Annotated in this window: 18 protein-coding genes; 7 read left to right on the top strand and 11 right to left on the bottom strand. The window is 71.4% G+C overall.

Going from position 1 to position 19,756, the window contains the following annotated elements; translation table 11 throughout:
* Positions 1–82: 82 nt before the first annotated feature.
* The gene (locus OG259_RS27290; RefSeq protein WP_266891895.1) at positions 83–1,228 is read right to left on the bottom strand and encodes a PP2C family protein-serine/threonine phosphatase; all 1,146 of its coding nucleotides are present in this window, start codon (positions 1,226–1,228) and stop codon (positions 83–85) included.
* A gap of 106 nt (positions 1,229–1,334) precedes the next feature.
* Here OG259_RS27290 and OG259_RS27285 point away from each other — a divergent pair, with 106 nt between their 5' ends.
* On the top strand, positions 1,335–2,564 hold the full coding sequence (locus OG259_RS27285; protein WP_328944656.1) for a GNAT family N-acetyltransferase: 1,230 nt from the start codon (positions 1,335–1,337) through the stop codon (positions 2,562–2,564).
* 13 nt (positions 2,565–2,577) lie between these two features.
* On the opposite strand, the gene OG259_RS27280 is transcribed toward OG259_RS27285, so the two are convergent.
* Both OG259_RS27280 and OG259_RS27275 read right to left on the bottom strand, forming a co-directional pair.
* On the bottom strand, positions 2,578–3,387 hold the full coding sequence (locus OG259_RS27280; RefSeq protein ID WP_328944655.1) for an Fpg/Nei family DNA glycosylase: 810 nt from the start codon (positions 3,385–3,387) through the stop codon (positions 2,578–2,580).
* Complete coding sequence (locus OG259_RS27275) at positions 3,387–3,881, bottom strand: ribose-5-phosphate isomerase (RefSeq protein ID WP_328944654.1); 495 nt, start codon at positions 3,879–3,881, stop codon at positions 3,387–3,389. The genes OG259_RS27280 and OG259_RS27275 overlap by 1 nt, the downstream gene beginning before the upstream one ends.
* A 196-nt stretch (positions 3,882–4,077) precedes the next feature.
* Between OG259_RS27275 and OG259_RS27270 the strand changes: the two genes are divergently transcribed.
* Positions 4,078–5,538, top strand: a complete 1,461-nt coding sequence (locus tag OG259_RS27270) for an amino acid permease (protein WP_328944653.1) — start codon at positions 4,078–4,080, stop codon at positions 5,536–5,538.
* 74 nt (positions 5,539–5,612) lie between these two features.
* On the opposite strand, the gene OG259_RS27265 is transcribed toward OG259_RS27270, so the two are convergent.
* Positions 5,613–6,209: a biotin transporter BioY gene (locus OG259_RS27265; protein ID WP_266891904.1), complete on the bottom strand. Its 597-nt coding sequence runs from the start codon at positions 6,207–6,209 to the stop codon at positions 5,613–5,615.
* Between the two features lie 256 nt (positions 6,210–6,465).
* Between OG259_RS27265 and OG259_RS27260 the strand changes: the two genes are divergently transcribed.
* Together OG259_RS27260 and OG259_RS27255 are read left to right on the top strand one after the other, a co-directional pair.
* The gene (locus tag OG259_RS27260) at positions 6,466–7,839 is read left to right on the top strand and encodes an amino acid permease (protein ID WP_328944652.1); all 1,374 of its coding nucleotides are present in this window, start codon (positions 6,466–6,468) and stop codon (positions 7,837–7,839) included.
* A gap of 116 nt (positions 7,840–7,955) precedes the next feature.
* Positions 7,956–9,374, top strand: a complete 1,419-nt coding sequence (locus OG259_RS27255) for an amino acid permease (protein WP_328944651.1) — start codon at positions 7,956–7,958, stop codon at positions 9,372–9,374.
* Positions 9,375–9,473: 99 nt separating this feature from the next.
* On the opposite strand, the gene OG259_RS27250 is transcribed toward OG259_RS27255, so the two are convergent.
* On the bottom strand, positions 9,474–10,370 hold the full coding sequence (locus OG259_RS27250; protein ID WP_328944650.1) for a hypothetical protein: 897 nt from the start codon (positions 10,368–10,370) through the stop codon (positions 9,474–9,476).
* A 187-nt stretch (positions 10,371–10,557) separates the two neighbouring features.
* Between OG259_RS27250 and OG259_RS27245 the strand changes: the two genes are divergently transcribed.
* Positions 10,558–11,202: a superoxide dismutase gene (locus OG259_RS27245; RefSeq protein ID WP_266891910.1), complete on the top strand. Its 645-nt coding sequence runs from the start codon at positions 10,558–10,560 to the stop codon at positions 11,200–11,202.
* A gap of 138 nt (positions 11,203–11,340) precedes the next feature.
* Here OG259_RS27245 and OG259_RS27240 read toward each other — a convergent pair whose 3' ends face one another.
* Entirely contained in the window at positions 11,341–11,976 is a 636-nt protein-coding gene (locus tag OG259_RS27240; RefSeq protein WP_328944649.1) for a DsbA family protein, read from the bottom strand.
* Positions 11,977–12,148: 172 nt separating this feature from the next.
* Here OG259_RS27240 and pepN point away from each other — a divergent pair, with 172 nt between their 5' ends.
* Positions 12,149–14,710 carry an aminopeptidase N gene (gene pepN, locus OG259_RS27235; protein ID WP_328944648.1) on the top strand — a complete coding sequence of 854 codons (2,562 nt, stop codon included), beginning with the start codon at positions 12,149–12,151 and terminating at the stop codon, positions 14,708–14,710.
* 179 nt (positions 14,711–14,889) lie between these two features.
* Positions 14,890–15,894, top strand: coding sequence for a hypothetical protein (locus OG259_RS27230; RefSeq protein WP_328944647.1), 1,005 nt, complete (start codon positions 14,890–14,892; stop codon positions 15,892–15,894).
* A 4-nt stretch (positions 15,895–15,898) separates the two neighbouring features.
* On the opposite strand, the gene OG259_RS27225 is transcribed toward OG259_RS27230, so the two are convergent.
* The 5 genes from OG259_RS27225 to OG259_RS27205 form a co-directional block, all read right to left on the bottom strand.
* A complete protein-coding gene (locus tag OG259_RS27225; RefSeq protein WP_328944646.1) occupies positions 15,899–17,041 on the bottom strand; it encodes a serine hydrolase domain-containing protein in 1,143 nt (380 codons plus the stop codon).
* 112 nt (positions 17,042–17,153) lie between these two features.
* Positions 17,154–17,621: an NUDIX hydrolase gene (locus tag OG259_RS27220; protein ID WP_328944645.1), complete on the bottom strand. Its 468-nt coding sequence runs from the start codon at positions 17,619–17,621 to the stop codon at positions 17,154–17,156.
* A 9-nt stretch (positions 17,622–17,630) separates the two neighbouring features.
* Positions 17,631–18,200 (bottom strand): HPP family protein, encoded by a 570-nt coding sequence (locus OG259_RS27215; protein ID WP_328944644.1) that lies wholly within the window; start codon positions 18,198–18,200, stop codon positions 17,631–17,633.
* Between the two features lie 68 nt (positions 18,201–18,268).
* The gene (locus OG259_RS27210; RefSeq protein WP_328944643.1) at positions 18,269–19,177 is read right to left on the bottom strand and encodes a pyridoxamine 5'-phosphate oxidase family protein; all 909 of its coding nucleotides are present in this window, start codon (positions 19,175–19,177) and stop codon (positions 18,269–18,271) included.
* A gap of 11 nt (positions 19,178–19,188) precedes the next feature.
* Positions 19,189–19,644, bottom strand: coding sequence for a VOC family protein (locus OG259_RS27205; protein ID WP_328944642.1), 456 nt, complete (start codon positions 19,642–19,644; stop codon positions 19,189–19,191).
* Between the last annotated feature and the right edge of the window lie 112 nt (positions 19,645–19,756).

The following is a 19,756-nucleotide window of genomic DNA, read 5'->3' as shown; positions in this document are numbered from 1 at the left end:
CCCGCTGTCTCCATCGTGCCACCAACCCCCCTGCCCCCGCTGCCTGGTGACGAATCGTCCCGGCGACGCTTGATGCGCGGGTTCAGGCGCGGCGGGAGATGAGCAGCAGGGCCCGGTCGTCGTTGACGTCCTTGGCGACGGCCTCGATCAGGTGCCAGGCGACGCCGTCGAAGCCCTCGGCGACGCAGCGGTCGGCCTCGCCGGTGAGGCGGTCGATGCCCTCGGCGATGTCCCGGTCGGCGGCCTCGACGAGGCCGTCGGTGAAGAGCATGAGGACGTCGCCGGGGCGCAGCGAGCCCTTGACCGGGTGGAACTCGGCGCCGTCGTAGACGCCGAGCAGGGGTCCGTCGGCGGCCTTCTCCTCCCAGCGTCCGTTGCCCGCGTGGAGCTGCAGGGCGGGCAGGTGGCCGGCGGAGAAGAGTTCGTAGTCGCCGGACTCCAGGTCGAGGACGAGGTGGATGGAGGTGGCGAAGCCCTCGTCCCAGTTCTGGCGCAGCAGATAGCCGTTGGCGGCGGGCAGGAAGCCGTCCGGCGGGAGCGAGCCGAGGAGGCCGCCGAAGGCGCCGGAGAGCAGCAGGGAGCGGGAGGCCGCGTCCATGCCCTTGCCGGAGACGTCGGTGAGGACGACCTCCAGGGTGCGGCCGCCGTGGGTGCGGGCGGCGACGACGAAGTCGCCGGAGAAGGACTGGCCGCCGGCCGGGCGCAGTGCCATCTCGCGGTGCCAGCCCTGCGGGAGCCGGGGCAGGGCGCTCTGGACGCGGATGCGTTCGCGCAGGTCGAAGAGCATGGTGCCGCCGCGCCGCCAGGGCACCCCGACGCGGGCCCGGAACTGGGCGATGAGCAGCCCGAAGAGGCCGCAGGCGGCGACGACCAGGACGGTGCCGGGGGTCACCCGTGCGGGGCCCTGGGTGTACGGGCCGAGGACGACGGACTCGACGATGAGGGCGCCCGCGGCGGCCGCGTACAGGCCGAGCAGGCTCGCGGGGCGCAGCAGCAGGCCGCCGGCCACGATGGGCAGGACCAGTGCGGCGGGTGCGCACCAGACCGGGTCGAGGAGGGTTCCGACGGCGATGGCCGGAATCATCAGCAGGAGTCCGGCGAAGGCGAGCCAGTCGGAGCCGTCCCCGCGGAAGTAGTCGACGCCGGACTTGCGCAGCGCGATGCGGGCCCGGCGGGCGCGTCTGCGCATGCGGGCCGCGTACGTGTTCACTCCTGCGCGGTGTCCCATTGGCCTGGACCCTATCCATCCCGTCCGACATCGCGCAGGGGTACCCCGGTGACAATGTGCGCGAAATCGGGTCGCCCCGGGCGGGCGCCGCTGATATCGATGGCATATGACTACTGAACTGCGGGTTCTCGACCCGACGGAGTGGGACCGCTGGTACGAGGTCCTGGAGCTGGCCTTCGGGGGTGTGGCGGAGGCCCCGGAGGAGCGGACGCTGTGGCGTGATCTGACCGAGTTCGACCGTTCTCTGGGGGTTTGGGACGGTGACCTGTGCGTCGGCACGGCGGGGGCGTTCACGTTCCGGCTCACGGTGCCGGGCGGGGCGTCGGTCCCGGCCGCCGGCGTGACGATGGTGAGCGTGGCCGGTACGCACCGGCGGCGCGGGATCCTGACGTCGATGATGCGACGGCAGCTGGACGACCTGCGGGCCGCCGGCGAGTCGATCGCGGTGCTCACGGCCTCGGAGCCGGAGATCTACGGGCGGTTCGGGTACGGCGTCACCGCGTACACGGCGCGGACGACGATCGACACCACGCGGGTGCGGCTCACGGTGCCGGAGGGCACGGACGAGGTGCGGCTCCGGCTGGCCGATCCCACCGAGTCCTCGGCGGCGTGCGAGGCCGTGTACGCGCGCCTCGTGCCCACGCGTCCGGGCATGCTCGCCTCGATGCCCGGCTGGGAGCGCCTCGCGCTGCTCGATCCGGCGGGCGACCGGGAGGGCGCGTCGCCGCGGCTCTGTGTGCTCGCCGAGCGGGACGGGGAGGTCGTGGGCTACGCCCATTACGCGATCAAGCCCGACTGGTCGTTCGAGGGGGCGACGGGGGCGGTGATCGTGCACCGGCTGTTCGGTCTCGACCCGGCGGCGGAGGCGGCGCTGTGGCGGTTCCTCTGCTCGGTGGACCTGACCTCGGAGGTGCGGATCCTCAGCCGGCCGGTGGACGACGGCTGGCAGCACCTGGTGAGCGACATCCGGCGCTGCGCGCCGCGTCTGCGGGACGCCCTGCATCTGCGCCTCGTGGAGGTCGGGGCGGCGCTGGAGGCGCGGACGTACCAGGCGCCGGTGGATGTGGTGTTGGAGGTCGAGGACGCGTTCTGTCCGTGGAACGAGGGGCGGTGGCGGCTGGTCGGGGACCAGAAGGGCGCGACGTGCGTCCGGACGGCCGATGCGGCTGATCTCTCCCTTTCCGTACGGGAGTTGGGCGCGGCGTACCTGGGCGGGATCTCGCTGGCGTCGCTGGCGGGGGCCGGGCGGGTGCGGGAGCTGCGCGAGGGGGCGCTGACCGAGGCGTCCGTCGCGTTCGGGTCGCCGGTCGCGCCGTGGCTGCCGCACGGGTTCTAGCGGGGCGCGCCCCCTAGCGCGTCTGGCAGCCCGGGCACCAGAAGAGGTTTCGGGCTGCCAGGTCCGCCGTGCGGATCTCCGTCGCGCAGAGGTGGCAGGGCAGGTGGGCGCGGCGGTAGACGTAGACCTCGCCGCCGTGGTCGTCCACGCGCGGCGGGCGGCCCATCGCCTCGGGGGTGTGCTCGGGGCGGACCGTGTCGATGCGGTTCAGACGGACGCCCTCGCGCATGAGCGCCACCAGGTCCGTCCAGATCGCGTCCCATTCGCGGCGCGTCAGGTCCTTGCCCGCGCGGTAGGGGTCGATGCCGTGCCGGAAGAGGACCTCGGCGCGGTAGACGTTGCCGACGCCCGCGATGACCTTCTGGTCCATGAGCAGGGCGGCGATGGTGGTGCGGGACTTCGAGACGCGGTGCCAGGCCTTGTCGGGGTCGTCGTCCGCGCGGAGCGGGTCCGGGCCCAGGCGGTCGTGTATCGCCCGCTTCTCGGCGTCCGTGATCAGGGCGCACGTGGTGGGGCCGCGCAGGTCGACGTACGACTCCTGGTTCGCGAGGCGCAGCCGGACCGTGTCGGTGGGCGGCGGGGCGGGCGCGTCGCCGAAGTTCACCTTGCCGAAGAGGCCCAGGTGGATGTGGACCCAGCCCATGCCGGCGAAGCCGAGGAAGAGGTGCTTGCCGTGGGCCTCGGTGGTGTCGAGCACCGCGCCGTCGAGCAGCGCCGCCGAGTCCGTGAACTTGCCCTGCGGGCTGGTCACCCGCGCGGACCGGCCGCCGAACCGTTCCCGGTGGTCGGCGGCCAGTCGGTGGATCGTGTGCCCCTCGGGCATCAGGCGGTCGGCTCCTGCGGGTGGTGGGCCGGGATCGGGGGGAGCTCGCCGGTGGTCTCGTACGCGGTGAGCATGTCGATCCGGCGGGTGTGACGCTCGTCACCGGAGTACGGGGTGTTCAGGAAGATCTCGACGAACTTGGTCGCCTCTTCCCGGGTGTGCATCCGGCCGCCGACGGAGACCACGTTGGCGTTGTTGTGCTCGCGGCCGAGGGCGGCGGTCTGCTCGCTCCAGGCGAGGGCGGCGCGCACCCCCTTCACCTTGTTCGCGGCGATCTGCTCGCCGTTGCCCGATCCGCCGATGACGATGCCCAGGCTGTCCGCGTCCGCGGCCGTCTTCTCGGCGGCACGCAGGCAGAACGGCGGGTAGTCGTCCAGGGCGTCGTAGATGTGGGGACCGCAGTCGACGGGCTCGTGGCCGTGAGCCGTGAGCCACTCGACGAGGTGGTTCTTGAGTTCAAAGCCGGCGTGGTCGGAACCGATGTAGACGCGCATGAAGCCGAGTGTGGCATGTCGGGAGCCGGGTAGCAGGCAGCGGGGTCGGGACCTTCACCCGACCTGGTACGGACCTTCGCCTCTCGCACCGTGGCCCGCACAACAATCCGGAATGAGGTCTTCCGATCATCCCTGTTCACAGGGTTCAATGCTCGGGCTCGCGATCCGAGCGCCCCCCACACGCAAGGAAGCGTTCATGAACTCGCAACCGACCCTGACGAAGGACGGCGAGGAGACCGGAGCCCTCGGGGCCCCCGACTCCTCCGACGGCCTCAAGGCCGGTCTCAAGAACCGCCACCTGTCGATGATCGCCATCGGTGGCGTCATCGGTGCCGGTCTCTTCGTCGGCTCCGGCTCCGGCATCGCCGCAGCCGGTCCCGCGATCCTGCTGTCCTACGCGCTCGTCGGCGCCATGGTCGTCTTCGTCATGCGGATGCTCGGCGAGATGGCCGCCGCCCGGCCGTCCTCCGGCTCCTTCTCCGCCTACGCCGACCGGGCCCTCGGCCGCTGGGCCGGCTTCAGCATCGGCTGGCTCTACTGGTTCTTCTGGGTCGTCGTCCTCGCCGTCGAGGCGACCGCAGGCGCCAAGATCCTGGAGAGCTGGATCCCGGCCGTCCCGCAGTGGGGCTGGGCGCTCATCGTGATGGTGGTGCTGACCGCCACCAACCTCGGCTCGGTCGCCTCCTACGGCGAGTTCGAGTTCTGGTTCGCCGGCATCAAGGTCGTCGCCATCGGCGCCTTCGTCGTCATCGGCATGCTCGCCGTCTTCGGCGTGCTGCCCGGCTCGGACAACCCGGGCGCCGGATTCGCGCATCTCACCGACAGCGGGGGCTTCTTCCCGATGGGTGCGGGAGCGATCCTCACCGGTGTGCTGATGGTCGTCTTCTCCTTCATGGGCAGCGAGATCGTCACGCTGGCCGCCGGTGAGTCCGAGGACCCGCAGAAGGCGGTCACCAAGGCCACCAACAGCGTGATCTGGCGGATCGGCGTCTTCTACCTGGGCTCGATCTTCGTCGTCCTGACGCTGCTGCCGTGGAACGACAAGTCGATCGTCGAGAAGGGCTCGTACGTCGCCGCCCTCGACTCCATCGGCATCGCGCACGCCGGTCAGATCATGAACGTGATCGTCCTCACCGCCGTGCTCTCCTGCCTGAACTCGGGTCTCTACACCGCCTCCCGCATGGCCTTCTCGCTCGGCCGGCGCGGTGACGCGCCCAAGGCCTTCGCCAAGGTCAACAAGCGGGGCGTGCCGACGGCGGCGATCCTCGGCTCGGTCGTCTTCGGCTTCGTCGCGGTCTTCTTCAACTACAAGTGGCCGGACACCGTCTTCGCGTTCCTGCTGAACTCCTCCGGCGCGGTGGCGCTCTTCGTCTGGCTGGTCATCTGCGTGACCCAGCTGCGGATGCGCGGCATCATCCTGCGCGAGACGCCGGAGAAGCTCGTCGTGAAGATGTGGCTCTTCCCGTACCTGACCTGGGCGACGATCGGCATGATCGTCTTCGTCCTCGGCTACATGCTCTACGACGGCGGCAGCGCCCGTGAGCAGGTCGTGCTCTCGCTGCTCGTGGCCGCGCTGGTGATCGCGATCGCGCTGGTCAAGGAGCGCGTGACGAAGGCCTCGGCGAAGGAGCCGGCCGAGATCTCCGAGCGCGTCTAGCGCCCGGGGCACCCACGCGAGAGGGCCCGCCGTTCCTCGGGGAACGACGGGCCCTCTTCGTACGCGCGGACGGCTCAGCCCTTGCGGCCGCCGACCAGCTTCCAGGCGGCCGGCAGGGCGCCCATGGCGAGGGCCGCCTTGAGGGCGTCGCCGATGAGGAACGGGGTGAGGCCGGCCGCGACGGCCTGGCCGAGGCTCATGCCGGTCGCGAGCGCCAGGTAGGGCACGCCGACCGCGTAGATGATCGCGGAGCCCAGGACCATCACGCCGGCGGTGCGGAGCACCGAGCGGTCCGCGCCGCGGCGGGCGAGGGCGCCGACGACGGTCGAGGCGAGCAGCATGCCGAGGACGTAGCCGAAGGACGGCATCGCGTAACCGGAGGAGGCCTGCGCGAACCACGGCACGCCCGCCATGCCCGCCACTGCGTACAGGGCCAGGGCGAGGAAGCCGCGGCGGGCGCCGAGCGCGGTGCCGACGAGCAGGGCGGCGAAGGTCTGACCGGAGACCGGGACCGGGGAGCCGGGGACCGGGACGGAGAGCTGCGCGGCGAGGCCGGTGAGGGCGGCGCCGCCGACGACCAGCGCGATGTCGCGGGTGCGGCTCGCCGGGAGCAGGTCGGCGAGGACGGTGCCCGCACGGAGGGAACGGACGGGGGCTGCGGCGGTGCTCATCGGTACTCCGCGGGGGGGTGAGGGTGGGTGGGACGCCTTGACGGTATGCCAGGAGTGAACGCTCGATCACCGTCAGCCGCCGACAAAGCGACGGTCGACTGCTTCGTGGAGATCGAACAAACCCCGCCGATCACACCTCTCGCCACGTGACGCTTGTCACTAGGAACTCGTGCGCGGAGGTCCCTTTTGCGCCAGGGGTCGTTCACTGGAGAGACTGTGGGGTCTCCATAAACCGTCAGAGAGCACGAGCCCCCACATGCACGACTCCTTCGCCTCCGAACCGGAGCCCCTCTCCCACGGTCTGAAGCAGCGTCATCTGACGATGCTGGGGCTCGGCGGCGTGATCGGCGCCGGACTCTTCGTCGGCTCGGGCGCGGGCATCGCCGTCGCCGGGCCCGGCATCGTGGTCTCGTATCTGATCGCCGGGGCGCTCGCGATGCTGGTGATGCGGATGCTCGGCGAGATGTCGGCGGCGATGCCCGCCTCGGGGGCCTTCTCGGTGCACGCCGAGCGCGCGCTCGGCCGGTGGGCCGGATTCTCGGTGGGCTGGCTGTACTGGTTCCTGCTCGTCGTCGTCCTCGCCGTGGAGGCGACGGGCGCGGCGCGCATCGCGAACGGCTGGGTGCCGGGGGTCCCGCAGTGGGGCTGGGTGCTGATCTTCATGATCGTGTTCACCCTCGCCAACCTCGCGGCGGTGAAGAACTTCGGAGAGTTCGAGTTCTGGTTCGCGGCGCTGAAGGTCGGCGCGATCGTCCTCTTCCTGGCGCTCGGCACACTGGCGATCACGGGCCGGCTGCCCGACACGGATCCGGTGGGGCTCGCGAACCTGACCGGGCAGGGCGGTTTCCTGCCCAACGGCTGGTCGGGAGTGATCTCCGGAGTCCTCGCGGTCGTCTTCGCCTTCGGCGGTCTGGAGGTCGTCACCATCGCGGCGGCCGAGTCCGACGACCCGGCGCGGAACGTGGCGCGGGCGGTGCGCAGCGCGGTCTGGCGGATCCTCCTCTTCTACGTGGGTTCGATGCTGGTCATCGTGACGCTGCTGCCCTGGACCTCGATGAAGCCGGGCGAGTCGCCGTACGTCGCGGTCCTGGACTCCATAGGGGTGCCGGCGGCGGGCCAGATCATGAACGTGGTGGTGTTCGTGGCGCTGCTCTCGGCGCTCAACGCGAACCTGTACGGCTCCTCGCGGATGGTGTTCTCGCTCGCGGAGCGCGGGGAGGCGCCGAAGGGGCTGCTCCGGGTCTCCGGCGGAGGGGTGCCGCGCCGGGCGGTGCTCGCCTCGGTGGCCTTCGGCTTCGTCTCCGTACTGCTCAATCTGAAGTGGCCGGATTCCGTCTTCCTGTACATGCTCAACGCGGTCGGCGCGGTGCTGCTCTTCGTCTGGGCGCTGATCGCGGTGTCGCAGCTGCGGCTGCGGCGCCGGATCGAGCGGGAGGCGCCGGAGACGCTGACGCTGAGGATGTGGGGCTTCCCGTGGCTGACCTGGGTGGCGCTCGCCGCGATGGGCGCGGTGCTGGTCCTGATGCTGACCGATGACGCGGCCCGGCCGCAGGTGCTGTGGTCGGGGGCGGCGACCGGGGCGGTGCTGCTCGTGGCGTGGGCCCGGGAGCTCCGTACGAAACGCAGCTGAATCTTCACCTTGTGTGAAGGTCGTGCCCGTATAGCGGACATGCGTTCCCTGTGAGCGGTGGTGCCCCACAGACTGTGGGCTCCCTCCCCGTCTCAGCTAGTGAACAGGGCTCGCCCATGTCTCGGACCACCGCGCCCGCGCCGGCCGACCGCAAGGACGGCGCGACCGCACCTGCCGAGGGCCTCACCCACGGCCTCAAGCAGCGCCATCTCTCGATGATCGCCCTCGGCGGCGTCATCGGTGCCGGGCTCTTCGTCGGCTCCGGCGCCGGCATCGCCGCCGCCGGGCCCTCGATCGTGATCGCCTACGCGATCTCCGGCATCCTCGTGATGCTGGTGATGCGGATGCTCGGCGAGATGTCCGCGGCGAACCCGGCCTCCGGCTCGTTCTCCGTGCACGCCGAGCGGGCCTTCGGCCCCTGGGCCGGCTTCACCGCCGGCTGGGCGTTCTGGTTCCTGCTCTGTGTCGCCGTCGGCCTTGAGGGCATCGGCGCCGCGAAGATCATGACCGGCTGGTTCCCGGACAGCCCCGAGTGGGCCTGGGTCGCGCTCTTCATGCTGGTCTTCTGCGTCACCAACCTGGCGGCCGTGAAGAACTTCGGCGAGTTCGAGTTCTGGTTCGCCGCGCTCAAGGTCGGCGCGATCGTCCTCTTCCTCGGCATCGGCGTCCTCGCGATCGTCGGCGTCCTGCCCGGCACGGACGCCCCCGGCACCGCGAACCTCACCGGCGACGGCGGCTTCTTCCCGCACGGCTCCGAGGGCCTGATCGTGGGTCTGCTCGCCTCGGTCTTCGCGTACGGCGGTCTGGAGACGGTCACCATCGCGGCGGCCGAGTCGGAGCACCCGGTGCAGGGCGTCGCCAAGGCGGTCCGTACGGCGATGTGGCGGATCGCGCTCTTCTACATCGGCTCGATGGCGGTCATCGTCACCCTCGTCCCGTGGGGCGACAAGGCGGTCGTCGAGAAGGGCCCGTACGTCGCGACCCTCGACCACCTGGGCATCCCGGCGGCCGGCCAGATCATGAACGTGGTCGTGCTCGTCGCGCTGCTGTCGGCGATGAACGCCAACATCTACGGCGCCTCCCGCATGGCCGGTTCGCTCGTCTCGCGCGGCCAGGGCCCGAAGGCGCTCGGCCGCACCTTCGGCGGGGTCCCGCGTCCGGCGGTGCTCGTCTCCTCCGTCTTCGGCTTCGCCTGTGTGCTGCTCAGCTACTGGCGTCCGGACGACATCTTCGTCTGGCTGCTCAACACGATCGGCGCGATCATCCTGGTCGTCTGGTTCTTCATCGCCGCCTCCCAGCTGGTGCTGCGCCGCCGCACCGAGCGCGAGGCGCCCGAGAAGCTGGTCGTGCGGATGTGGGCCTTCCCGGTGCTGACCTGGGTGGCGCTCGCCGGCATGGCGGCGATCTTCGTCCTGATGGCCCGTGAGGAGGGCACGCGGGTGCAGCTCTACTGGACGGGCGGTCTGACGCTCCTGCTCGCCGCCGTCGGCTTCGCCCGCCAGAAGCTGCGGGGGCCGGTGGCCGAGGAGGTCTGAGCCTCCCTTCCCCTTCCCGACACACATCGCGCCCCGTCGAGCAGCTCGTGCTCGGCGGGGCGCGGTGCCGTGTTCGGAGGGGGTGGGGTCGGTACGGGGTCAGACTCCGCAGTACGGGGCTGTCCGGACGTACCCGCCGGTGTTCTCGTCGTCCGTGCCGAGCAGGGCGTCGCCCGTATCCGGCAGGCACTCCACGGCCTCGATCTTGTAGCCGGGGAAGGTGCCGAGGACCTTCGGTGCCGCGTCGAGCGAGATCCGTACCCGGCCGGCGGACGAGAGGGTCACCCGGCCCGCGTCGCTCACGGCCGAGTCGAACGGGCCGTCGTCCCCGGCGTCCGACGCCGAACCGACCAGGATCCGGCCGGAGTCGGTCACCGTGATGTCGGAGATGTGGCGCGTCCCGGCGTCGGTCGGATACGTCGACCGGTAGTCCCGTCGGCTGACGGCGCCGAAGAGCACCTGGCCCCAGGACGCGAACGACAGCGGCGCCGCGTACAGGGTGGCGGGCCGGTCCGTACCGGCACCGCGGTCCGCCCAGAGCGCGGCGAACCTCCCGTCCCTGGACACGAGGGCGAAGCTCTCGAAGTCGTCGCCCTCGCCGATCCCCGGGAGCGGGGAGTGGTCGAGGACGGTGGCGGTGCCGCCGTCGACCTTGATGCGGTAGACCATGCCGCGGGAGGCGAGGGCCAGGTAGTCGCCGGGTGCGCCGGGGACGGCCTCGACGGCCTCCAGGTCGATGGGCTCGGCCCCGGTCCAGGTGAGCGGGGTGACGGTGGCGGGACCCTCCGCGTAGGCGAGGCGGGAGAGGCGCTGCTGTCCGGTCCGCTTGTTGTCGTGGACGACCAGCGCGCCCGCTCCCTCGTGGGCGACGCCGCTGATGCCGCTGCGGGTGTCGGTGCCGACCCGCTGCCAGTCCTCGGGGGCGGCGACGGCGGGGGTGGCGCCGAGCACGGCGAGGAGCGCGGTCGCCGCGAGAAGTCTCAGGGGGAGTCTCATGCCGGCACGTTATGGATCTTGATGGTCCCGGCTCCAGCATCGATGGGCCCGTTCGGCGGAGCGCGCGGAAGCACTCCGCGATCGGGCGATCGGCCTAGGACCAAGGGCTGATCAACTTCTCTTACAGCTGCTGCTAGCCTGCACTTGCATATAGGTTGCAATAAGAGGTCAGGCGAAGGGCTCGGCAATGGCGATCTACACACTTCCGGAGCTGCCGTACGACTACGCGGCGCTGGAACCGGTGATCAATCCGCAGATCATCGAGCTGCACCACGACAAGCACCACGCCGCGTACGTCAAGGGAGCGAACGACACCCTGGAGCAGCTGGAGGAGGCGCGCGACAAGGACCAGTGGGGCGCGATCAACGGCCTGGAGAAGAACCTGGCCTTCCACCTCTCCGGCCACATCCTCCACTCCATCTACTGGAACAACATGAACAGCCCGAAGGACGGGGGCGGCGGCGAACCGCTGGCCGCCGACGGCGTCGGTGACCTCGCGGACGCGATCACCGAGTCCTTCGGCTCCTTCGCCAAGTTCAAGGCCCAGCTGACCAAGGCCTCCGCGACCACCCAGGGCTCCGGCTGGGGCGTCCTCGCGTACGAGCCGATCAGCGGCCGGCTCATCGTCGAGCAGGTCTACGACCACCAGGGCAACGTCGGCCAGGGCTCGGTCCCGGTCCTGGTCTTCGACGCCTGGGAGCACGCCTTCTACCTGCAGTACAAGAACCAGAAGGTCGACTTCATCGAGGCCATGTGGCAGGTCGTCGACTGGCAGGACGTGAGCAAGCGCTACCACGCCGCCAAGGCCTCCGTACCGCTGATCTCCTTCTGATCAGGGCCTGAGAGGGCTCCCCCGTCGTCCTGCTCGTGATCGTCTTCTCAACCTTCACTCGCAGGCGGATGAAAGAAGAACCCCCGTGATGACGTGAATCACGGGGGTTCTTCCATGCCTCGGAGGAGGCCTCACGGACTACTTGAAGCTGGGCTCCGCCGTCCGGGTGCGCTTGATCTCGTAGAAGCCCGGCGTCGACGCCACGAGCAGCGTGCCGTCCCACAGCCGGGCCGCCGCCTCGCCGCGCGGGGTCGGGGTGACCACGGGACCGAAGAAGGCGACCTCGTCGCCGTCCGGGCCCGGGACCGCGATGACCGGGGTGCCGACGTCCTGGCCGACCTTCTCGATGCCCTCCGTGTGGGAGGCGCGCAGCTCGGCGTCGTAGGTGTCCTTGTCGGCGTACGCGGCCAGGTCCTGCGGCAGACCGACATCGGCCAGGGCGCCTTCGATCGCCTCGCGGGTCGCACCCTCGCCGTTGTTGTGGAAGCGGGTGCCGAGCGCCGTGTAGAGCTTGCCGACGACCTCGTCGCCGTGCAGCTGCTGGGCGGCGATGACGACCCGGACGGGGCCCCAGGCCTGGGTCTCCAGCATCTCCCGGTACTCGGCAGGGACCTCGTCGAGCCGGTCCTCGTTGAGCACGGCCAGGCTCATCACCTTCCAGCGCACGTCGACCGGGCGGACCTGCTCCACCTCCAGCATCCAGCGGGAGGTCATCCAGGCCCAGGGGCACAGCGGGTCGAAGTAGAAGTCGGCGATGGTCCTGCTCTCGGACATGTCACTCCTCGGTGCGGCCGTGGGGAAAGACGGCGGAAAAGATGGCGCGAAGTAGAAGGCGGTACGCCGAAAGGAAGGAACCCGCGAACGCACGACGGCATTCCCGTGTCCCGGCCGACAGCCGCACATGGGAAGATCGGTGCTGTTTCGAACGTGCCACGAAGGAGTGACCGTGCCCGGTGAGAATCTGTCCCGCGACGAGGCCCACGAGCGGGCGGCCCTGCTGTCCGTCGACGGGTACGAGGTCGTCCTCGACCTGCGCTCGGCGGTCGGCGACTCGGCCGAGGCGGTGCGCACCTTCCGCTCGGAGACGACGATCCGCTTCCGCCGCACCGGCGAGGGCACGAGCACGTTCGTGGACCTGATCGCCCCGTCGGTGACCGCGGTCACCCTCAACGGGCGGTCCCTCGACCCGGCGGTCGTCTTCGACGGCTCCCGGATCGCCCTCGACGGCCTCGCCGACGAGAACGTCCTCGTGGTGGACGCGCAGTGCGCCTACAGCCGGACCGGCGAGGGCATGCACCGCTTCGTCGACCCGGAGGACGGCGAGGTCTACCTCTACACGCAGTACGAGCCGGCCGACGCCCGACGGGTGTACGCCGACTTCGAGCAGCCCGACCTCAAGGCCCCGTACCGCTTCTCGGTGACCGCCCCCGAGGGCTGGACGGTCTGGTCGAACGGCGTGGGCGAGCAGGACGCCGAGGGCGTCTGGCGGTTCGCGGAGACGGCGCCGATCTCCTCGTACATCACCTGTGTCGTGGCGGGGCCGTACCACTACGTCACGGACACGTACACGCGGACGCTGGACGACGGGACCGAGCTGGAGATCCCGCTCGGCGCGATGTGCCGCAAGGGGCTCGCGAAGCACTTCGACGCGGACGACGTCTTCCTGATCACCAAGCAGGGCTTCGACTTCTTCCACGACAACTTCGACTACCCGTACCCCTTCGGGAAGTACGACCAGGCCTTCGTCCCCGAGTACAACCTCGGCGCGATGGAGAACCCGGGCATGGTGACCTTCCGCGAGGAGTACATCTACCGGGGCAAGGTGACGCAGGCGGCGTACGAGCGCCGGGCGAACGTCATCCTGCACGAGATGGCCCACATGTGGTTCGGCGACCTGGTGACCATGGTGTGGTGGGACGACCTGTGGCTGAAGGAGTCCTTCGCCGACTTCATGGGCTCCTTCTCGCTCGCCGAGGCGACCCGCTTCACCAACAGCTGGGTGACCTTCGCCAACAACCGCAAGGCCTGGGCGTACCGCGCCGACCAGCTGCCGTCCACCCACCCGATCACGGCCGACATCCGTGACCTGGAGGACGCCAAGCTCAACTTCGACGGCATCACGTACGCCAAGGGCGCGTCGGTGCTCAAGCAGCTCGTCGCGTACGCGGGCCGGGACGCCTTCCTCGAAGGTGCGCGCCGCTACTTCAAGCGCCACGCCTTCGGGAACACCCGCCTCGCCGACCTCCTCGCGATCCTGGAGGAGACCTCGGGCCGCGACATGAAGTCCTGGGCGAAGTCCTGGCTCCAGACCTCCGGCGTGAACACCATGACGCCGGCCGTCACCTACGACGCCGAGGGCCGGATCACCGAACTCGCCGTCCTCCAGGAGGGCGACGAGCTGCGCCCCCACCGCGCCGCCGTCGGCCTCTACCGGCTCTCCGGCGGGGAGCTCGTCCGGTACGCGCGCGCCGAGGCCGACATCACCGGGGCCCGGACCGTCGTCGCCGACCTGGCGGGCGAGGAGAAGCCCGACCTGGTCCTCGTCAACGACGACGACCTCACCTACTGCAAGGTCCGCTTCGACGAGGGCTCGCTGGCCACCCTGCGCACGCACCTCGGCGACATCACGGACCCCCTCGCGCGGGCCCTGTGCTGGTCGGCGCTGTGGAACCTGACCCGCGACGGGCTGATGCCCGCCCGGGACTTCGTCTCCGTCGTCCTCGCCTTCGCGGGCCGCGAGACCGACATCGGCGTCCTCCAGATGGTGCACGCCTGGGCCGATTCGGCGGTCACCCACTACGCGGCCCCCGAGTGGCGCGAGGAGGGCGGGCGGCTGCTCGCCGAGGGCGCCCTGCGCGAGCTGCGGGTGGCCGAGCCGGGCAGCGAACACCAGCTGACCTGGGCGCGGTTCTTCGCCGCGACGGCCTCCTCCGACGCCGACTTCCAGCTCCTGGAAGGGCTGCTCGACGGTACGGCGAAGATCGACGGGCTGGACGTCGATCAGGAGCTGCGCTGGTCGCTGCTCTCGCCGCTCGCCGTGCACGGTCGCGCGGACGAGACCCGGATCGGCGAGGAGCTGGCCCGGGACGACACGGCCACGGGCAAGCGCCACCAGGTCCGCCTGCTGGCCTCGCGGCCCTCGGCCGCCGTCAAGGCACAGGCCTGGGCGCAGGTCGTCGAGTCGGACACCCTGTCGAACGCGCTGGTCGAGGCGACCATCGCGGGCTTCGTCCAGCCCTCGCAGCGTGAACTGATCGCGCCGTACGCCGAGAAGTACTTCGCGGTGATCGAGCGGCTGTGGGCCGAGCGGTCGATCCAGATCGGCATGGACATCGTCCGGGGCCTGTTCCCGGGCCTCCAGGACGACCCGTCGACGCTGGCCGCGACGGACGCCTGGCTGTCGGCGCACGAGTCGGCCGCGCCGGCGCTGCGCCGTCTGGTCCTGGAGTCGCGGGACGACCTGGCGCGGGCACTGCGGGCGCAGGACTGCGACCGCCTGGCGGCCTGACGCTTTTCGCGAAGGGGGTCGCGGGCTTCGGCCCGCGGCCCCCTTCGGGCTTTCCGGAGCATCCGGGCGCGCCCCTCATCGGCATTCGAACGCGCGTACTTTAGGGCAGGCTTGTCCCCAATTGTCGACGAACGTGTAACAGGGGTTAGGGGAGCCTTCCGGAGCGGAAGACCCCCGGCATGAACCACAACACCCCCATCACCCCCCGCCCCCTCCCCCTCGCCTCCCCCACCGAGCGGGTACAACGCCTGGCGTCCGCCGACCAGTTGAGGACCCAGGGCATGCCCGCCGGCGAGGTCGCCGCACGCTGCCGGCCCGGCGGCTGGCAGCAGCTCCTTCCCGGCGTCTTCCTGCTCCAGCCGGGACCGCCCACCAGCGAGGACCGGCTCCACGCGGCGCTCCTCTACGCCCGCAGGACCGGGGCCGTACCCCCGCAGGGCCCCGACGCGATGATCACCGGACTCGCCGCGCTGACCCTGCACCGCTTCTCCTCCGCTCCCCCGCTCACCGCCCTGGACCGGATCGACCTGCTCGTCCCGCGCACCCGGCGGCTGCGCTCCACCGGCTGGGTGCGGGTGGTGCGCGCCCCCGACTCCCCCGAGCCGGTGGAGCTGACGGGCGTGCCCGTCGCCCCGGTCGCCCGGGCCGTCGCCGACGCGGTGGCGGGGCTCTCGGACGCGGAGACCGTACGTCGGCTGCTCACCGAGGCGGTGCGCGGGGGCCACTGCGAACCGGGCGCGGTGGTACGCGAGTTGAGCCGGGCCCGGCTGCTCACCCGGCCGCACGTGGTCGACGCGGTGGACGCGCTGCTCGCCGAGGGGCGGTCGCTCTCCGAGCAGCGGCTGTACGAGATGGTGCGGGAGTTCGCCCTGCCGGACCCGCTGTGGAACGTGGACCTGCGGCTGCCGGGCGGCCCGCACCTGGGCGGGGTGGACGCCTACTGGCCGGACCAGGCGGTCGCCGTCGAGCTGGACACCCGGGCGCCGCGGCAGGACAAGGACGCGCTCTGGTCCGAGTACACCCGCAAGCGGGAGCACCTGGAGCGGCTCGGCATCACGGTCGTCCACCTCACCCCGCGCAAGCTGCGCGAGGCGATGGACCAGCAGGCCACCGTGGTGCGTACGGCCCTGATGGCCTCGCCCGACCGGCAGCCCGCCGCGTATGTCGTCGTCCTGCCGCGGTGACGGGTCAGCGCTTCGGGGTGACGCCGCAGAACTCGGCCTCCAGGACGCTGTTGCCGTCGCCCGTCCAGTCGGCGTTGAAGTTCATCGCGAGGGAGTGCCCGCCGTCGCGGGTGGCCTGGGCCTCGGAGGAGGAACCGTGGATGCCACCGCCGTGACCCCAGATCTCCTTGCCGCAGCTGAGCTTCTGCTTCATGAGCCCGAGTCCGTACCCCGCGCCGGGGAGTTCGGGGGACACCGGGACGGTGGTGGTCATCTCCCTCATCTCGGCCTTCGGGAGCAGCCGGCCCTTGAGCAGGGCGCGGTAGAAGGTCTGCAGGTCGTTGGAGTCGGAGATCATCTCGCCGGCCGCGTAGGCGATGGTGGGGCTCAGCTCGCTGACGTCGTGGACCTGCGCGCCCGGGTCGACGGAGAGCGTGGACCAGGCGGGGGAGCTCGGCTTCGGCATCCGCACGTCGGTGCCGGGGACGCTCGTGGCGCGGAGCTTGAGCGGCTTGATGATGCGGTTCTCGACCGCCTTGCCGTAGGGACGCCCGGTGACCTTCTCGACGACCATCCCGGCGAGGACGTAGTTGGTGTTGGAGTAGTTCCAGTCGGTGCCGGGGGCGAAGTCCGGCGCGTGGGTCATGGCGATGTCGACGAGCTGACGCGGGGTCCAGCGGTCGTAGCGGTGCTCCAGGAAGCCGGGGCCGAAGATCTTCTCCTGGAAGCCGGGGTCGGAGGTGACGCTGTAGACGCCGCTGGTGTGGTTGAGCAGCTGACGGACCGTGATCTTCCGGCCGTCGTGGCCGTTGCCCCGGACGACACCGGGCAGCCACTTCTCGACCGGGTCGTCGAGGTCGAGCCGGCCCTCCGCCTGGAGCTGGAGGAGGACGGTGGCGACGAAGGTCTTGGTGATGGAGCCGACCCGGAAGCGGTCGTTCCCCCGGCGTTCGCCGGCGGTGCCGGTCCAAGCGCCCCGCCCGTCCCGCGCCTGGGCGACGACCCCGGGCACGCCGGCGTCGACCGCGGCCTGGAGCGCCTGCTGAGTGGCCGAGTGGTCCCGCTCCACCGGTGCGGCGGCGAGGGCGGGGGTGGCGAGCGCCGTCGCGGTGAGCCCCGCGACCAGGGCGGCGGCGAGGACGGTGCGGGTCGTGCGTACGGCTGACATGCGGGCTCCCCTGTGTGTCTGCTGTGCGTGTACTGCGGTCGGCGGGGAGGACCGCGGGCCCTGCGGGACGGTTGAGCGGGGTTGCGCCGGTTGAGCCCTTTCCGGCCGATCTTCAGTCGTTCGACGGATCGGCCAGCCGGGAGCGGCCGACCGGGGGCCGCTCGCGCCACAGATCGAGGCCGATGTCGACGAGCCGCACGCGGGCCAGATCGGGGACGGAGTCGAGCGGGTGCCAGGCGGCGAGATCCGTGGAACCGCCGGTCTCGTTGCGCAGCTCACCCCCGGTGACCTGCGCCTCGTAGATGATCCGCAGGCCCTGGAAGTCGCCGGGGGCCGCGAGGCGGCGCAGCCAGGAGCGGCGGATGGAGTCGATGCCGAGGAGGACGGTGGGCTCGGTGAGATAGCCCGTCTCCTCCTCCACCTCCCGGACGACGGCCTGGACGGGTTCCTCGCCGTGGTCCATGCCGCCGCCGGGCAGCGTCCACCGCTTGGTGCCGTCGCTCGCCACCCAGCGGGCGAGGAGCAGCTCGCCGTCCCGTACGCACACGGCGTAGGCCGCCACCCTCAACTCCTGCTTCATGAGCCGAGGTTAGAACCAGTACGCGGGGTACGTCCGGCCGGTGGCGCGGGCGGCCCCGAGACCGACGGCGACGAGGAGGGCGGAGGCGAGGGCGAGAAGGCCGAGAAACAACCAGAACGGCGGGGACTGGAGGGCGACGATCACGGCGGTGGCCGCGGCGGGCGAGTGCGGGGTGCGGGCCGTCATCATCACGCCCAGGGCCAGGCCGCCCGCGACGGCGGCGCCCCAGAGGCCGGGGCCGGCCACGGCCAGGACGGCGAAGCCGGTGAGGGCGGAGAGCAGCTGGCCGCCGACGACCGAACGCGGCTGGGACAGCGGCAGATCGGGGGCGCCGGCGACCAGGGCCATGCTCGCGGCAAGCGGCGGGATGAGCAGGGGCTGGTCGAGCGCGGTGCCGACGGCGACCAGGAGGAGAAGCGCGGCGACGCTCCCGGCGGTGGAGAGGAGAAGGATCCGGGGGCGGGGGCGCGGGGGCGGGCCGGGCCTGGTTCCGGTCGCGGCCGGGGCCGGGTTCGGGGCGGAGGCGGGTGCGGCTCCGGTGGTGGGCAGCGTGGCGTCGGGGGCCGGGGTGGTGGTCACGGGCGGTCCTCGGGGTGTCGGCGTCCCGGCGCGGGCCGCGTCCGGGTGGGTTCGGGGTCGGGCCGTGGTCAGGCCGCGGTCGGGTTGGCCGGGGAGTATTCCGGGGGTGACCAGCGCAGGGGGCTGGCGGCCGGGATCTCGGCCGTCCGCTCGACGCGGAAGCGGGTGACCCGCCCCTCGGGGCCGTACTCGGTGTGGGCGAGGCCGCTGAGCTGCAGGGTCGTCCCGGTCTCCCAGTCGAGGAAGAGCAGGCCCGCGCGGCCGTCCTCCTCCAGGTTCCCCAGGGTCAGGAACATCGCGTTGCCCGGGTAGTCGCGCCAGCTGAGCTCCCTGGGCGCGTCGACCCGGACGAAGCCGGGGTTGCCGCCGCGGTGACTGGTGTCGACACCGTCGGGGGCGACGGTGGCCACGAAGAAGGTGTCCGCCGCCCGGACGCGGCGCACCTGGTCGGGGGTGAGCTCCTCGCCGTGCCGGACGGTGCCGGTCCCGGGGCGGGTGTCCTCGGAGCCGTACCACTCCCTCTTCTGGAGGTATTTCGGGCAGTTGGAGAAGACCTGTTCGGCCTCGATCGTGAAGCCGCGAGCGCTGGGCCGGGCGATGCCGTTGAGGCGCATGCGGCGGCGGGTGCGGGGGTCGAGGGCGAGGGTGCCGACGGGCGTGCCGGCGGCGGTGATCGCGTCGGCGAGCGGGTCGGCGGCGGGGATGCCGCCGGCGACGGAGACGGTGTGCGGGCCGGTGGCACGGGTGAAGCCGGGCGCGCCCGTGAGGAGACTGCCCCAGACGCGGCCCGCGGGGTCCGCCGCGCCGATCATCAGCATCGGCTGGGCCTCCAGGAAGGCGGCGGCGACGGGGCGGATGCCGGGGGTGATGGAGCGGGCCACGTGTTCTGCCAGCTCCTGTACGCCTACGCGAGCCTGGACTGCTCGGGAGCCTCGGTGGTAGGCGGCCGGTACGGGGTGCGGGGTTTGGGTGCCCATTGTGGGTCCTCCTAGAAGAAGCCGCAGGTGGGAGCGGTTTCGCTGGGGGCTTCAGCCACCTCCGCGCCCTTGGGGACCGAGATTTCCAGGCGGGTGCCGTCGGGGTCGTGGAAGAAGATGCCGCCCGAGGCCGCGCCCTCGCGGTGGGCCACGACGCCCTCGTACGCGAAGGTCGCGCCGCGGGCGAGCAGCGCGGCCTCGGCGGCGCGGACGTGGTCGAGGGATTCGGCCTCGAAGGCCAGGTGGTGGAGGCCCGCGCGGCCGGGGGCGTAGTTCTCGTCGGCCTGCTGCCAGAGGGTGAGGACCAGGCGGCCGTCCCGGCCGAGGAACGCGAAGCGGCTGTCGCCCTCCTTGCCCTCGCCGAGGGTCTCGAAGCCGAGGACCTCTCCGTAGAAGGTGAGCGAGCGGTCCAGGTCGGTGACGTTGAGGCCGACGTGGTGGGTGTTGAGTGTGCCGATCGCAGTCATGACGGGTCCGTTCCCGGTGCGGCCAGCCCCCTCCGAGCTAACCTCTTAATTCGACTTTAGAGGTTAGGCACGACGGGCGTCAACCGCTCACGTACTCTTGAGGGGTTAGTTC

This window comes from Streptomyces sp. NBC_00250, from assembly GCF_036192275.1.
GTDB lineage: Bacteria > Actinomycetota > Actinomycetes > Streptomycetales > Streptomycetaceae > Streptomyces.
Note: the sequence above shows the minus strand (reverse complement) of the source record. Positions and strands in the feature narration are given on the sequence as shown.

What these genes read in the sequence shown, in the direction of transcription:
- OG259_RS27290 (WP_266891895.1), bottom strand. Translation starts at nt 1,228, where the DNA reads ATGGGACACCGCGCAGGAGTGAACACGTACGCGGCCCGCATGCGCAGA.
- OG259_RS27285 (WP_328944656.1), top strand. Translation starts at nt 1,335, where the DNA reads ATGACTACTGAACTGCGGGTTCTCGACCCGACGGAGTGGGACCGCTGG.
- OG259_RS27280 (WP_328944655.1), bottom strand. Translation starts at nt 3,387, where the DNA reads ATGCCCGAGGGGCACACGATCCACCGACTGGCCGCCGACCACCGGGAA.
- OG259_RS27275 (WP_328944654.1), bottom strand. Translation starts at nt 3,881, where the DNA reads ATGCGCGTCTACATCGGTTCCGACCACGCCGGCTTTGAACTCAAGAAC.
- OG259_RS27270 (WP_328944653.1), top strand. Translation starts at nt 4,078, where the DNA reads ATGAACTCGCAACCGACCCTGACGAAGGACGGCGAGGAGACCGGAGCC.
- OG259_RS27265 (WP_266891904.1), bottom strand. Translation starts at nt 6,209, where the DNA reads ATGAGCACCGCCGCAGCCCCCGTCCGTTCCCTCCGTGCGGGCACCGTC.
- OG259_RS27260 (WP_328944652.1), top strand. Translation starts at nt 6,466, where the DNA reads ATGCACGACTCCTTCGCCTCCGAACCGGAGCCCCTCTCCCACGGTCTG.
- OG259_RS27255 (WP_328944651.1), top strand. Translation starts at nt 7,956, where the DNA reads ATGTCTCGGACCACCGCGCCCGCGCCGGCCGACCGCAAGGACGGCGCG.
- OG259_RS27250 (WP_328944650.1), bottom strand. Translation starts at nt 10,370, where the DNA reads ATGAGACTCCCCCTGAGACTTCTCGCGGCGACCGCGCTCCTCGCCGTG.
- OG259_RS27245 (WP_266891910.1), top strand. Translation starts at nt 10,558, where the DNA reads ATGGCGATCTACACACTTCCGGAGCTGCCGTACGACTACGCGGCGCTG.
- OG259_RS27240 (WP_328944649.1), bottom strand. Translation starts at nt 11,976, where the DNA reads ATGTCCGAGAGCAGGACCATCGCCGACTTCTACTTCGACCCGCTGTGC.
- OG259_RS27230 (WP_328944647.1), top strand. Translation starts at nt 14,890, where the DNA reads ATGAACCACAACACCCCCATCACCCCCCGCCCCCTCCCCCTCGCCTCC.
- OG259_RS27225 (WP_328944646.1), bottom strand. Translation starts at nt 17,041, where the DNA reads ATGTCAGCCGTACGCACGACCCGCACCGTCCTCGCCGCCGCCCTGGTC.
- OG259_RS27220 (WP_328944645.1), bottom strand. Translation starts at nt 17,621, where the DNA reads ATGAAGCAGGAGTTGAGGGTGGCGGCCTACGCCGTGTGCGTACGGGAC.
- OG259_RS27210 (WP_328944643.1), bottom strand. Translation starts at nt 19,177, where the DNA reads ATGGGCACCCAAACCCCGCACCCCGTACCGGCCGCCTACCACCGAGGC.
- OG259_RS27205 (WP_328944642.1), bottom strand. Translation starts at nt 19,644, where the DNA reads ATGACTGCGATCGGCACACTCAACACCCACCACGTCGGCCTCAACGTC.